The organism is Atribacterota bacterium, assembly GCA_028717805.1.
Lineage (GTDB): Bacteria > Atribacterota > Phoenicimicrobiia > Phoenicimicrobiales > Stramentimicrobiaceae > Stramentimicrobium.
This window is the reverse complement of sequence record JAQUNC010000006.1, coordinates 31,900-45,136: the sequence shown is the minus strand read 5'-3', so window position 1 is coordinate 45,136 and position 13,237 is coordinate 31,900. Positions and strand designations below refer to the sequence as shown.

The following is a 13,237-nucleotide window of genomic DNA, read 5'->3' as shown; positions in this document are numbered from 1 at the left end:
ATGCACAGACTTATTGAAAAAGCTAAAGGCGAGCACAGGCCTCTGCTGGAAACAGAAGCAAAAGAACTATTAGAGGAATACGGTATCACTGTACCTGCCTTTAGATTAATAAAAAGTGAACAGGATATTAAAGAAATAAATGAATTCCTTGGCTATCCGGTAGTTATGAAGATTGTCTCTCCCGATATCATTCATAAGTCCGAGGCAGGAGGGGTGAAAATTGGCATACCGGATGAAGAACATGCCCGTAAAGCTTATCAGGATATTCTATCTAAGGTAAAAGAATATAATAATAAGGCACAGATAAATGGAATAATCACCTACCAGATGTGTCCGGCATCCACAGAGGTAATTATTGGAATGATGCAAGATCCCCATTTTGGCCCTGTTATTATGTTCGGACTTGGTGGCATCTTTGTAGAGGTATTAAAGGATATCTCCTTTCGTATCCTTCCCATTAAAGAGAGGGATGCCGAGGAGATGATCTCTGAGATCAAGGGATATTCTATCTTAAAAGGAGTAAGAGGAGAACCTCCCAAAGATCTTAGCGCAATCAAAGAGGTTTTAATTAGGTTATCTACTTTAGTAATGGAAAATCCTGAAATTCAGGAAATTGATTTAAATCCTATCTTGGTTTATGAAAAAGGTGTACAGGTAGTTGATGCTCGAATAATTTTATAGAAAGGAAGGTGTTTTTATTGTTAGATGAGATCGAACATAAATTTGATATATTAGGCAAGGATTATGATATCAAGAATATCGGCAAGGTAACCGGAGAAGAAAAATATTCCTGTGATATTAATATCCCCGGTCAGCTCTATGCGGTAGTGCTGCGTAGTCCCTATGCCCATGCTGAGATTAAAGAGGTAGATTATTCAGAAGCAGAGCAAATGGGCGCCATCTGTATCGGACCGCAGGATGTACCTGAGGTCCTCTACAATGAGCGGATTGTCAGTATCCCTGCTAAGACCTATCGTGATAGAACCGTTCTACCCAAAGACAAGGTACGTCATGTCGGTGAGGCGATAGCTGCCTGTGCTGCCGAGACAGAAGAGAAGGCCTTTGCCGCCCTAAAGAAGATCAAGGTAGTCTGGGGTGAAAAGTGGGAGCCCCTGGTCACCCTAGATGATGCCATGGCACCTGCTGCCCCTGCTATCTACGAGCAGGTCTACTTGGGTGATGACAAGGTAAAGATTACCGGTAACCTGGCCTGTGAACGCAACATTGAGGTAGGCGATATTGAGGAAGGATTAAGACAGGCTGATATTATTGCTGAGGAAACCTTTGAAGTTCAAAGAGTCTACCATATGCAATTGGAGACGAAATCAGCAGTCTGCCAGCCGGAAGCCAATGGAGGATTTACCCTCTGGACTACTACCCAGGGTATTCACAATGTACGTATTCTTTTGGGACAGATTTTTTCCATTCCCTTAAGTCGTATCAATGTAAAACGTACCACCTTAGGTGGTTCCTTTGGCTCCAGCATTCAAATGAATTCCATTACTCCCATCTGTGTGGCACTCGCTTTAAAGGCCAGACGGCCAGTCAAACTGGTGACCACCCGTGAAGAGGATATGTATGACCATTCCAGCTATCCTTTGAGAACCCGTCTTAAAGTGGGAGCTAAGAAAGATGGTACCTTAACTGCTGCCCACTGTCAGGTGTGGCTCGAGGTCGGGGGTCACAATATTCAGGCTTATCCCTATCTGGGTTGTGTAGCTGGCTGGTTTGCCTCTCTTTATAAATGGAAGAGACTAAAATACGAAGGGAAGGCTTACTATAGCAATAAAGGTCCAGCCTGTGCCAGACGTGGCTACGGCAGTCCTCAGGTCAATTTCCCGGTAGAGAACATGATGGATATCCTGGCTGAGAAGTTAGGAATCGATCCCATACAATTCCGCCTGCAAAACTATGTGGGCAAAGGAGATGAATTCTGGGGGCAGGGACCCACTGTCAGATCTATCATCAGAAGCTGCGGAGTGGAGGAGATGCTGGTCAAAGGTGCCGAACTGATTCAATGGGAGCGCAGAAAGGAATTGCATGCTCAAAAAGGTCCTATCAGACGAGGTATCGGAGTCGCCAGAGGATTTCATACCTCAGGTACCGGTGGCCCTAAGGCAGGGGAAGTAATCGACTATTCCGGGGCAACAGTGAAAATCAACGAGGATGGCTCAGTCGATGTTATTACTGCGCTGATGGATCACGGAGGGGGCACCTGGGAGGCCGGAGCCAAAGTTGCCGCAGAGGTTTTGAAAGTACCCTTTGAAAAGGTCAGCATTGACAATGGGGTAGATACCCGGACCACAGTCTTCGATGTCAATACCCATGCTACCAGAGGTATTTATTGTGGATGTGCCGCCATTAAATTTGTCGCCGAAAAAGTAAAAGAAATGCTGTTAGACTATGCAGCTACTCTTTTTGAAGATAGACCGGAAAACCTGGTTTTAGCACTTAGTGACAAATTAGGGCAGGGAATAATCTATCCTAAAGATTTACCGGAGAAATATAAGACTATTGCTCAAATTGCCGATCATGCCCGTATCAACAGTGTTGCTACCTTCTCTTATACCTCCACCTTGAGACAGAAAAATTGCCCCCCCTGTTTTATTACCTATTTTACCGAGGTAGAAGTAAATACCCAAACAGGAGATATTGCCATACCAAAAGTGGTGATGTTTGGTGATTCAGGTACTATTATTAATCCAGAACTATGGAAAGGTCAGATATTGGGAGCCTATACCTTAGGTATCGGTTTGGGGAAATTAGAGTCCATCCCCTATGATCCTCTGACCGGTAAATTAGGATGCAATGGTCTGCTTACCGACTCTAAGATACCTCTTGCCACTGATATGCCCTATATAGATGAAATTATTGTGGACCATGCTCATACCTATGAGCCCACCGGTCCTTTTGGGGCCAAGGGAATCGGAGAGGCAGCCTTAAGTGCAGTAGCCTCCTCTTTCGGCAATGCAGTGTATGATGCAGTAGGTATTCGCTTTACCAAACTTCCCATCACACCAGAGGTTATGTTGAAGGCTTTACAAGAAAAGAGAGATAGGAGGGATGATTAAATGCAGTTCAATACCAGAATATTAGCCCATAAATTTGAATATCTAGCCCCCAAAACTTTAACTGAGGCTTTAGATTTACTTAGCAGGTATCAAGATAAAAATATTAAAGTCTTAGCTGGAGGGACTGACCTGTTAGTTAAGATGAAGACCATAGCTATGAATGTTGATTATCTCATGAATATTAAGGATATACCAGAGCTCAATTTTATCGATACCATACAGGGACTGACCATAGGAGCAACCATTCCCCTTGCCTACCTGTTAAGAGAAGATAAGGTAAGAACAGAATACACTGCTCTTTCTGAGGGAATCCAGTCCATTGCTGCTCCGGCTATTAGAAATATGGCGACTGTTGCCGGCAATATCGGGAATGCCTCTCCGGCAGCTGATACGGTCCCACCGCTGATAGCCTTTGGTGCCAAGGTTATTATTGAGAGCAAACAATCTAAGCGGACTGTCTTGTTAGAAGAATTCTTTACCGGACCTGGCAAGACTATTCTAAAACCGGATGAATTAATTACCCGAATCGAGGTACCGGAAGTGAAGTCCAATGCCGGCAGTGCCTTTCTCAAGAAGAGCCGGGTGAAGGCCGATCTGGCTAAAATCAATATCGCAGTTTCCCTCCAGAGAAATGGTCAAAAGTGCGAGAGTTGCAAAATAGTATTTGGTTCGGTAGCAGCAACTGCAGTCCGAGCAAGCAAGACTGAGAAGCTCTTAGCAGGCGAGATCATTACCGAAGAGCTGATCGCTCAAGCAGCCCAGGCGGTAACCTCAGAGATCAAGCCCATTAGTGATATTCGTTCTACTGCTGAGTACCGAATTCTTATGTCTCGCGAGATGCTTTCTGATACCTTAAAGTTAGCCTGGGCAAGAACAAATTCTGAAAACCTGTTTGATTCCCAAGATGGAGGTGAGTGATACCTTGAAAAAGATTCCTATTCAATTTACTATTAATGGTCAACAAAAAGAAGTATCTGTTCAATCCAATGACCTATTGATTAATCTCTTAAAAGATGAACTATACCTCACCGGAACAAAGTATGGTTGTGGTATAGGTGAATGTGGTGCCTGTACTGTTTTTTTAAATAATGAACCGGTATTAGCCTGTTTAACTCTGGCTGCTACAGTTGATGGCAAAGAAATTACTACTATTGAAGGATTGGCTAAGGGTAATGAACTTCACCCCATGCAGGTAGCTTTTCTTAAAAATGCAGCAGTACAATGTGGTTTTTGTACACCAGGCATGATCCTGACTGCCATAGCACTCTTGAAAGAAAATCCTGATCCTACCGAAGCAGAGATCAGGGATTATATGAGAGGAAATATCTGTAGATGTACAGGCTATACCCAGATTATCAAGGCCATAAAAGAATGTGCCTCTAACCAAAGAAGTTAACAGATTGATTAACTGATTAATTACACTATCCTCACCAGTAAGGGAAAGAGGTAGAATAAGAAAAAGAAGAAGGTGAATGTTATGTCTAAATTAAAGATAATTGGTCAGCCAATTCCACGTTATGATGCCAGATCAAAAGTAACTGGCAGTCTCAAATATGCTGATGATTTTTCTTTACCGGGCATGTTGTATGGTAAAGTTCTGAGAAGCATATATCCGGCAGCAGAAATCATCTCGATTGATACTACTGTGGCAAAAAAATTAGAAGGAGTACACGCTGTTTTAACGGCTAAGGATGTTCCTCATAATGAGACCGTTACTAGATTTGGTCAGAGTACCGAAGTAGGTAAAGGATTTGAAGGATTATATCGTGTGCTGGCAGACAAAAAGGTTAGATTTATGGGAGAAGCAGTTGCTCTGGTTGCTGCCGAAACAGAGGAAATTGCAGAACAGGCCTTAGATTTAATTAAGGTAGATTATAAACCATTACCTGGAGTTTTTGATCCGGTAGAGGCTATGAAACTAGATGCTTATCTGGTGGGAGAGAATAATAGCAATATAATTGGAGAATTCGGTTGTGCGCAGGGAGATGTTGAAAAAGGCTTTGCTGAGGCTGATGTAATCATTGAAGATACCTATAAGGTTACCTTTCAAGACCATGCTTTTATGGAACCAGAATCCGGTATTGGTTGGATAGATGATTATGGGGTATTATGTCTTCGGGTAAGTTCTCAGGTTATAGAACACTTCAGAGATGTTGCTGATGTTTTAGGTATACCTCATAATAAAGTCCGTTATATAGGTACCCTGATGGGTGGGGGATTTGGTGGCAAAGAGGATATTACTGTGGAGTCTTATTTAGCCCTGCTAACCTGGTATACTAAAAAGCCGGTAAGGTTGGTTTATAACCGTGATGAAACTTTTATGTGTCATAGTAAAAGACACCCTTTTGTTATGCATTATAAGGTTGGCGCAAAAAAAGACGGCAAGTTAGTTGCTTTAGAAGCATATTTAATTTCCGATTCAGGAGGTTATCCTTATTTAAGTCCCTGGGTTACTCTCTATGCCACAGTTAATGCTGCTGGTCCCTATGTTATTCCTAATGTTAAAGTAAAAGCTAATTGTGTCTTAACTAATAATACTTTTACCAGTGCTAATAGAGGATTTGGAGCCCCACAACCTAATGTTGCTTATGAAAGTATCATGGATGAGTTAGCTCATAAATTAAATATCGATCCTTTGGAAATCAGACGTAGAAATTGTCTTACTACCGGGAAGGCTCTTTCTACCACCGGTCAGGTTTTTAATACCCATGTTGCCCTTCCTGAAGCGGCAGAAAAAGCCTGGGAGGCACTGGGAAAACCTGCGATAAGTAAAGATGCAAATATCAAAATTGGTCAAGGATTAGCCATTGGATTGATGAGCTATGGTCGGATGACCTTCCTGCATGATACCTCCCGAAGCTATGTAAAACTGGAATCTGATGGCAGTGTCCTGATTAGATCCGGTATACCTGATTTGGGTGGCGGCCAGATTTCTTTGCTCTGTCAGATTGCTGCTGAAGAGCTGGGTGTTCCCATGTCTAAGATAAGAATATATCATAGTGATACCGCTTTAACTCCTCTGGCTGGAACCACTACTGCGACCAGGCAGTGTTATATGTCTGGAAATGCTACTCTGAAGGCAGCCCGTGAAGTTAGAAGTAGAATTTTGAAAAAAGCAGCCGAGATTTTAAATGTTAATCAGGATAATTTAGATATTATCGAGGAAAATGTGATTGTTACTTATGATCCTTCCCAATATGTTCCTTTGGGTAAGGTGATAAGAACTTGTGATGGAGCAGGGATAGAACTATTTTGTGAGGCTCAATTTAATGCCCCCTTTACCACTGTTCCTGATTTATCCAACATGAGAGGTACCACCTTTCCCGATTTTACTTTTGGTTCCCAAGGGGCAGAGGTAGCAGTGGACATAGAGACCGGACAGGTCAAGGTTACCAAAATTGTTACCTGTTATGATATTGGTAAAGCACTAAATCTGGCAGCTGTGGAAGGACAGATGGAAGGTGGCTCCATCTATGGAATGGGATACGCACTATTCGAAAATTATGAATTAGAAAAAGGATTCCCCAAGACTCTTTCTTTTGCCGAATACCGTATTCCCTCATCACTTGATGTCCCGGAAGTGAAAACCATTGTTCTGGAATCAGGTGGAGGATTAGGGCCTTATGGAGCTAAAGGAATTGGTGAGCCGGCTTGTAGTATCATTACCCCCGCTATTTTAAATGCTATTTATAATGCGGTGGGAGTTAGAATTAAAACTTTACCGGTTACACCAGATAAAATACTAAAGGCTTTAAAGGGAAATTCATTATAAAAAATAGAATTTTAAATAATCTAAAACATACCAAATATTATGATAGAGTTTATTCATAATATTTCCTGCCCAATAAAAAGGGAAAAGGAAACAGAAACAGAGTCTGGTATTGTTAAGAGATAAATGGTTTTAAATTTCAGGAAGGTAACACACAATATGAAAGGGAGGAAGGGAAAATAATATGATAAGGTTAAAAAAGATTAATAATTTTGAGTATTTCGCACCTTCTACTTTATCTGAAGCAGTCTCTCTTTTAGCACAATATAAAGAGAGAGCCAAAGTATTTTCAGGAGGGACTGATCTTTTAGTTCAGATGAAACAAAGAAAGTTAACTCCAGAATATGTGATAGATTTAAAGAATATTTCAGAGCTGAATAATATTGACTATAAGGAAGGAGAGGGTTTGAGAATTGGCGCTACAGTAACCCATGGTATTTTATCCAGTTCACAGCTATTACCAGAAAAGTTTAGTTTGCTGAAAGAGGCTTCTCTGGCAGTAGGTTCTGTGCAGACTCGTAACAGGGGTACTATTGTTGGTAATATTGCTACCTCTTCCCCCTCTGCAGACACACCCCCTGCCTTGCTTGCTTTAGAAGCCAGATTAAAATTAGTAAGTGCTGCCGGGGAAAGATTGCTTCCAATTCAAAACTTTTTTACTGCCCCCTTTAAAAATATTCTTCAGGGAGCAGAATTAATTACTGAAATACAAATACCAGATTTACCTCCCAATAGTAGGGGAGTATATCTATGGCATTCTAAAATAACTGCAGAGGACGAAACCTTAGTTGGAGTAGGTGTAGTACTTACTGTAAATAACATGGAAGAGAAAATATGTACCCATATAAGAATTGGATTAGGCTCTGTAGCTCCTACCCCTATGAGAGCAGAAAAAGCAGAAGATTTTCTAAAAGGTAAAAGAGTAGATGCCGATATTATTAAACAAGCAGCTGAGATAGCTTCCCATGAAAGCCTGCCTCGTTCTCGGGCAGAGTATCGGAAAGAGATGGTTAAGGTTCATGTAAGACGTGCCTTGACCCAAGCTCTAAAGAAAATAGAAGAGTAGCAAAGGAGAAGATTATGGCTCATTTGGTAAATATAAAAGTAAACATAAATGGTGACCATTATGAACTTAAGGTGAAACCAAATACCTTATTATTAGATTTGCTTAGAAATGAAGTAGGTCTTACTGGTACTAAGAGGGGATGTGATACTGGAGAATGCGGAGCTTGTACGGTGCTTATTGATGGATTAGCCGTTAATTCCTGCTTAGTACTGGCAGCAGAGGTTAACGGTAAAAATATAACTACTATTGAAGGATTAGCAAAGAATGGTAAACTTCATCCTCTCCAAGAAAGTTTTATGGAGGAAGGTGCCTCACAATGCGGTTTTTGTACTCCTGGCATGATTCTCTCTGCCAAAGCGTTATTAGACAAAAATCCTAATCCCACAGAAGAGGAGATCAAAATAGCTATATCGGGCAATTTATGCCGATGTACTGGTTATAAAAAGATAATTAAAGCGATTAATTCTGCTGCCCATAAAATGAACTGTCAAAAATAGTTGGTTATCTTCAAAAAGATTAAAAATTATACAGATTGTTATGTATAATTGATTAAAAGAATAATTTTACATTAGTGATGAATTTTAATGCAATTCTGTATTATTTAAGTGATTTACTATTTTTAAGATTGATTTGAATTAATAAGATTCTTATGGTGTTAAGAAGATGCTGATAAGTGAGGCTCTGAAATTAAAAGATAAGGCTTTCATATCTTTAGTTGGTGCGGGTGGCAAGAGTTCTATCCTTCAAATTTTAACTGAGGAATTACGTGAAAAGAAGAAAAGAATTATTTTAACTACTACCACTAAAATGTTCACTGACCAGTTAAATCTTTTTTTAGAGGAAGGGCAAGTCATTGAATCTTTCAATGCCCAGGTAATGGAAGAAAATATTAAAAGTTATTTTCAGCAGGATAAAAATGGAATAATAATACTTCTAAACCAGCGGTTAATAGAAAACGGGAGAGAGAAATTTACAGGCCCGAAACGTTCTTATCTGAATTACTGGTGGCGAGAAGGATTAGCAGATTTTTTTATAGTAGAGGCTGATGGGGCAAGAGGAAGACCAATTAAGGCCCCCACCTATTATGAGCCGGTAGTTCCTAAAATGACTACCGATTTAGTGGGAGTGATAGGAATAGAGGCTGTTGGTTTGCGGCTGGGGGAAGAAAATGTTTTTCGATCATCTATTTTTAGTAGTTTAACCGGTTTAAAATGGGGTAAAAAAATTAATACCGAGGTGATAGTAGCCCTTATTAACCATCCTGCTGGTTTATTTAAAAATTCACCTAAATTTGCTCGACGATATCTTTTCCTTAATAAGGTCAACAATCGGGAAAAGGATAGCATTGCTACAGAAGTGGCTTTTCAAGTTATGATGAATAACCAAGCCCGTATTAATGCTATTATAATAGGAGATACCTTACAGAAGGATAGTTCAATTTTAAAAGTGGTTAGTGGTAAAATAACATGATTGCTGGTATAATTTTGGCTGCCGGAGAGGGGAAAAGATTTGTCCAGCACAAACTAATGTTACCTTTAGGTACAAAGACTGTTATTGACTGGGTATTGGAAGCAGCAGTAAAATCTAAATTAGGGAAAATTATTCTAGTGGTGCAACCGGATGATCAGAAGATTACAGAAAGAGGAACAAAATACAGGGTAACTGTTGTTTCTAATCCCGATTATAAAGACGGGATGAGTACCTCCCTTCAAAAAGCCATGGCTGAATTAGATAACCATCAGAATATTGACGGTTTTTGTGTAATGTTAGGTGATCAGCCTTTTATTAATTCTAATATTATCAATTTGTTAATCAAGGCTTTCCAGAAGGGGAACAAAGAGATAATTGTTCCTTATTATCAGGGCAATTCTGGGAATCCAGTTCTTTTTGATATAGCCTGGAAAGAAGATTTTATGAAAATAACCGGTGACATAGGGGGAAGGATATTAATTAGAGCATATCCTGATAAGGTGAAAAGAGTTGCTATGAAAGATAATGCAATTTTATTTGATATTGATAAGGAAGAAGATTATATAAAAGCCAAAACTTATTTGAAAATACCAGAAAAATGGTGTAAGAGAGATGAATATCAAGAATGAATTAATCATAATTAGAGGAGGAGGGGATTTAGCTTCCGGGATAGCTGTTCGTTTATTCCATGCTGGGTTTAAGATAATCATATTGGAAATAATGCATCCCTTGGCTATTCGCTTACCGGTTTCTTTTGCCAATGCAGTTTTCCATGGTTCCTGTAGCATAGATAATATTACAGGAGTGTTGGCCGAGACTTATGACCAAGCTGATGAAATTGTAAATAGTAAAAAAATAGCTATTTTAATTGATCCCTTAGGAAAAGCCATTGAATACTACCATCCTCTTATTTTAATAGATGCTATCATGGCTAAACGCAATTTAGGAACCAGCAAAGATCAGGCAGCACTGGTCATCGGCATAGGACCGGGATTTCAAGCCGGCATTGATGTAGATGCAGTTATAGAAACCAAGAGAGGTCATTATTTAGGAAGAGTAATATGCCAAGGAGGAGCTTTGCCAGATACCGGGATACCTGGCGAAATAGAAGGAGAATCTGAAAAGCGTCTTTTAAGATCTCCAGATGAAGGGCAAATTATCCCGGAACATGAGATAGGAGATTTAGTGCAAATAAATGATATAATTGCTACAGTTAATGGTATTCCCCTAAGAGCACAATTATCTGGTGTATTACGTGGCCTTATTTATCCCAATACACAGGTAACTAAGGGAATGAAAGTGGGAGACATTGATCATAGAGGGATAAGGGAGTACTGTTTTACAGTCTCTGATAAAGCTCTTTCTATAGGAGGAGGAGCGCTAGAAGCTATTTGTAGTTATTTAAGCAATTCAGGTAAAAAATTTTTTAAAAAAGAGGGGAAATGATTTCTATTTTAGAAGAAGTAATAAAAGGTGTTCGGAATAAAGAAAGTATTGCTCTAGTGATTATAGTTGATGTTAGCGGTTCATCTCCCGGGAAGCTGGGTTCTAAGATGGTGGTAAATAAGGATGGTTTAATTGCCGGTACTATTGGAGGTGGATCAGTGGAAGCCAAGGTTATTGAAGAGGCAAAACTTGCTTTAAAAGCAGAAAAAGCTAAGTTTTTAACTTATCAGCTGACCAAAGAAGAGGCTTCCTTAGAAGATTGGATGATTTGTGGAGGTAGTCTAAAATTGTTTATTGATGTATTTACCCCTCAAGAGGAAATGGTTATATTTGGCGCCGGGCATATTGCTATGGTATTATCTAAATTTGCTAAAATGATTGGTTTTCGAGTGACCATTATTGATGAAAGAAAGGAATTTGCTAATAAAGAAAGGTTTCCAGAAGCTGATCAGATTATCATATCAGGACCTAGTCAGGCTCTTAAGGAAATTAAAAGTTTTAACTCTGTCTATGTGGTAATTTTAACCAGAGGACATCTCAAAGATGAAGAGGCTTTACTTTCAGTTATCAACTATCAACCTAAATATATAGGAATGATTGGCAGCAAGCAAAAAAATACTATTATTTTTCAGCATTTAAAGGAAAAGGGAGTTAATCAGGAGAAGATAGATAAGGTATTTGCTCCTATTGGTTTAAGAATAGGTGCCCAAACTCCAGAAGAAATAGCCATAAGTATTATAGCAGAAGTAATAAAGGTCAAAAGAGGAAAGTCCTAAAAAAGAGATAGCAATTTAGTTAGTAATAATTTTGTTGATTATAAAACAATTTATTTATAGAAATTGGGATTTATTTATAATTAAGAATAAGATATGGTGATAATTAAGTGATGAAACTTCATTATAAGATTTGGTTGGAAAATGAAAAAGGCAAGGTTTTTGGTGATGGGCCTTCTGATATCTTAAAACGAATAGAAAGGACTGGGTCGTTAAGGCAAGCAGCTTTTGAGATTAAGATGTCTTATTCCAAAGCCTGGAATTTAATTAGAAGTTTAGAAAAAAAATTGGGTTTTAAGCTGTTAAAAAGAAAGGTAGGTGGAGAAAGTGGGGGAGGTTCAGAATTAACTGAAGAGGCAAGGATTTTACAGGAAAAATATAAAAATTTTTACGAACAGGCAGAAAAGAATATGAATGCCATTTATCAAGATGTATTTAAAACAAAATAATTTTTTCTTATCGTTATACTTATGAAAGTATAATTAATAGTTAATAAATTTTGAATAGTTACTCTCTGGAGGGTAAATATTTATTAATAGTTCTCCACAAAACCTAAAAATATAGAAAATTTAAAAATCTAAAGTCTGTTAGAAAGGAAATCTGAATGAAGAAAGTGCCCATAGAAAAAGCGATTGGAATGAAATTATGCCATGATATAACTCAGATTGTTCCCGGAAAATTTAAAGGCCCCCTTTTTTGCAAAGGTCATATTATTAGAGAGGAAGATATTGGTGAATTAAGAAAAATTGGCAAAGAACATCTCTATATCTGGCATCCTAAACCAGGAGAAATTCATGAAAATGAAGCTGCTTTAAGAATATCTAAAGCAGTATCCGGAGAAAATATTACCTTTCAAGAGCCTGTAGAAGGAAAAATTACTTTAAAATCACAGACTAAAGGATTATTTAAGGTTAGAAGTAAACTACTCTATCAGATAAATTCTATCAAAAATATTACCATTGCCAGTTTACCCAATAATTTTGCGGTGGAAAAAAGTCAAGGATTAGCAGGTGTGCGGATTGTTCCACTTTCTATTTCGGAAAAAAGTATCAAGAAAGTAGAATTATTAGGTCAGCAAGAAGGAGCAGTTTTTTTAGTGCAACAATATAAGCCTTTAAGAGTGGGTATTATTACTACCGGTAACGAGGTCTATAAGGGACTGATTGAAGACGGATTCGGACCACTGTTAAGGAAGAAATTTTCTCACTTTGGAGCAGATGTACAGCAACAAATTTTCTGTGAAGATAAAAAAGAGGAGATTATAGGAGCTATAAGATTTTTTACTAAAAAAGATATTGATTTGATTGCTTTAAGCGGTGGTATGTCTGTGGATCCTGATGATCTGACACCCGGCGCTATAAAGGATAGCGGAGCAAGGATTGTTACTTATGGTGTTCCAGTACAGCCGGGTAATATGTTTTTGTTAGCTTATTTAGGGAAAATAATATTGATAGGTATTCCGGGTGCTTCCTTATTTTATGCGAATACCATTTTAGATATTGTTTTACCAAGGATATTCGCAGGTGAAATATTATCTAAAAAAGACTTTGTAAAAATGGGCGAAGGTGGTTTTTGCTCTACTTGTACTACCTGTCATTACCCATTTTGCTATTTTGGAAAGTAAATTAACCTACCTGATAAT

13 protein-coding genes are annotated in these 13,237 nt (G+C 38.7%); all 13 read left to right on the top strand.

What is annotated here, in order from left to right:
* The 13 genes from PHD84_02570 to PHD84_02510 all read left to right on the top strand — a co-directional run bounded on the left by PHD84_02570 (position 1) and on the right by PHD84_02510 (position 13,219).
* Complete coding sequence (locus tag PHD84_02570) at positions 1–681, top strand: acetate--CoA ligase family protein (protein MDD5636687.1); 681 nt, start codon at positions 1–3, stop codon at positions 679–681.
* 17 nt (positions 682–698) lie between these two features.
* Entirely contained in the window at positions 699–3,071 is a 2,373-nt protein-coding gene (locus PHD84_02565) for a molybdopterin-dependent oxidoreductase (protein MDD5636686.1), read from the top strand.
* Entirely contained in the window at positions 3,072–3,989 is a 918-nt protein-coding gene (locus PHD84_02560; GenBank protein MDD5636685.1) for a xanthine dehydrogenase family protein subunit M, read from the top strand.
* Positions 3,990–3,993: 4 nt separating this feature from the next.
* The gene (locus PHD84_02555) at positions 3,994–4,467 is read left to right on the top strand and encodes a (2Fe-2S)-binding protein (protein MDD5636684.1); all 474 of its coding nucleotides are present in this window, start codon (positions 3,994–3,996) and stop codon (positions 4,465–4,467) included.
* 81 nt (positions 4,468–4,548) lie between these two features.
* Positions 4,549–6,843 (top strand): xanthine dehydrogenase family protein molybdopterin-binding subunit, encoded by a 2,295-nt coding sequence (locus PHD84_02550; GenBank protein MDD5636683.1) that lies wholly within the window; start codon positions 4,549–4,551, stop codon positions 6,841–6,843.
* Positions 6,844–7,024: 181 nt separating this feature from the next.
* The gene (locus PHD84_02545) at positions 7,025–7,906 is read left to right on the top strand and encodes a xanthine dehydrogenase family protein subunit M (GenBank protein MDD5636682.1); all 882 of its coding nucleotides are present in this window, start codon (positions 7,025–7,027) and stop codon (positions 7,904–7,906) included.
* Positions 7,907–7,920: 14 nt separating this feature from the next.
* On the top strand, positions 7,921–8,403 hold the full coding sequence (locus PHD84_02540; GenBank protein MDD5636681.1) for a (2Fe-2S)-binding protein: 483 nt from the start codon (positions 7,921–7,923) through the stop codon (positions 8,401–8,403).
* A 166-nt stretch (positions 8,404–8,569) separates the two neighbouring features.
* Complete coding sequence (gene yqeC, locus PHD84_02535) at positions 8,570–9,376, top strand: selenium cofactor biosynthesis protein YqeC (protein MDD5636680.1); 807 nt, start codon at positions 8,570–8,572, stop codon at positions 9,374–9,376.
* Positions 9,373–10,005 (top strand): nucleotidyltransferase family protein, encoded by a 633-nt coding sequence (locus tag PHD84_02530; protein MDD5636679.1) that lies wholly within the window; start codon positions 9,373–9,375, stop codon positions 10,003–10,005. The genes yqeC and PHD84_02530 overlap by 4 nt, the downstream gene beginning before the upstream one ends.
* Positions 9,989–10,822: a selenium-dependent molybdenum cofactor biosynthesis protein YqeB gene (gene yqeB / locus PHD84_02525; protein MDD5636678.1), complete on the top strand. Its 834-nt coding sequence runs from the start codon at positions 9,989–9,991 to the stop codon at positions 10,820–10,822. The genes PHD84_02530 and yqeB overlap by 17 nt, the downstream gene beginning before the upstream one ends.
* Positions 10,819–11,598 carry an XdhC/CoxI family protein gene (locus PHD84_02520; protein MDD5636677.1) on the top strand — a complete coding sequence of 260 codons (780 nt, stop codon included), beginning with the start codon at positions 10,819–10,821 and terminating at the stop codon, positions 11,596–11,598. The genes yqeB and PHD84_02520 overlap by 4 nt, the downstream gene beginning before the upstream one ends.
* A gap of 110 nt (positions 11,599–11,708) precedes the next feature.
* Complete coding sequence (locus tag PHD84_02515; GenBank protein MDD5636676.1) at positions 11,709–12,044, top strand: LysR family transcriptional regulator; 336 nt, start codon at positions 11,709–11,711, stop codon at positions 12,042–12,044.
* 155 nt (positions 12,045–12,199) lie between these two features.
* On the top strand, positions 12,200–13,219 hold the full coding sequence (locus PHD84_02510; GenBank protein ID MDD5636675.1) for a molybdopterin-binding protein: 1,020 nt from the start codon (positions 12,200–12,202) through the stop codon (positions 13,217–13,219).
* Positions 13,220–13,237 lie beyond the last annotated feature (18 nt).

Excerpts from the sequence above, each read along its gene's own strand:
- PHD84_02570 (MDD5636687.1), top strand. The coding sequence starts at position 1 with ATGCACAGACTTATTGAAAAAGCTAAAGGCGAGCACAGGCCTCTGCTG.
- PHD84_02560 (MDD5636685.1), top strand. The coding sequence starts at position 3,072 with ATGCAGTTCAATACCAGAATATTAGCCCATAAATTTGAATATCTAGCC.
- PHD84_02550 (MDD5636683.1), top strand. The coding sequence starts at position 4,549 with ATGTCTAAATTAAAGATAATTGGTCAGCCAATTCCACGTTATGATGCC.
- PHD84_02545 (MDD5636682.1), top strand. The coding sequence starts at position 7,025 with ATGATAAGGTTAAAAAAGATTAATAATTTTGAGTATTTCGCACCTTCT.
- PHD84_02540 (MDD5636681.1), top strand. The coding sequence starts at position 7,921 with ATGGCTCATTTGGTAAATATAAAAGTAAACATAAATGGTGACCATTAT.
- yqeC (MDD5636680.1), top strand. The coding sequence starts at position 8,570 with ATGCTGATAAGTGAGGCTCTGAAATTAAAAGATAAGGCTTTCATATCT.
- PHD84_02530 (MDD5636679.1), top strand. The coding sequence starts at position 9,373 with ATGATTGCTGGTATAATTTTGGCTGCCGGAGAGGGGAAAAGATTTGTC.
- yqeB (MDD5636678.1), top strand. The coding sequence starts at position 9,989 with ATGAATATCAAGAATGAATTAATCATAATTAGAGGAGGAGGGGATTTA.
- PHD84_02520 (MDD5636677.1), top strand. The coding sequence starts at position 10,819 with ATGATTTCTATTTTAGAAGAAGTAATAAAAGGTGTTCGGAATAAAGAA.
- PHD84_02515 (MDD5636676.1), top strand. The coding sequence starts at position 11,709 with ATGAAACTTCATTATAAGATTTGGTTGGAAAATGAAAAAGGCAAGGTT.
- PHD84_02510 (MDD5636675.1), top strand. The coding sequence starts at position 12,200 with ATGAAGAAAGTGCCCATAGAAAAAGCGATTGGAATGAAATTATGCCAT.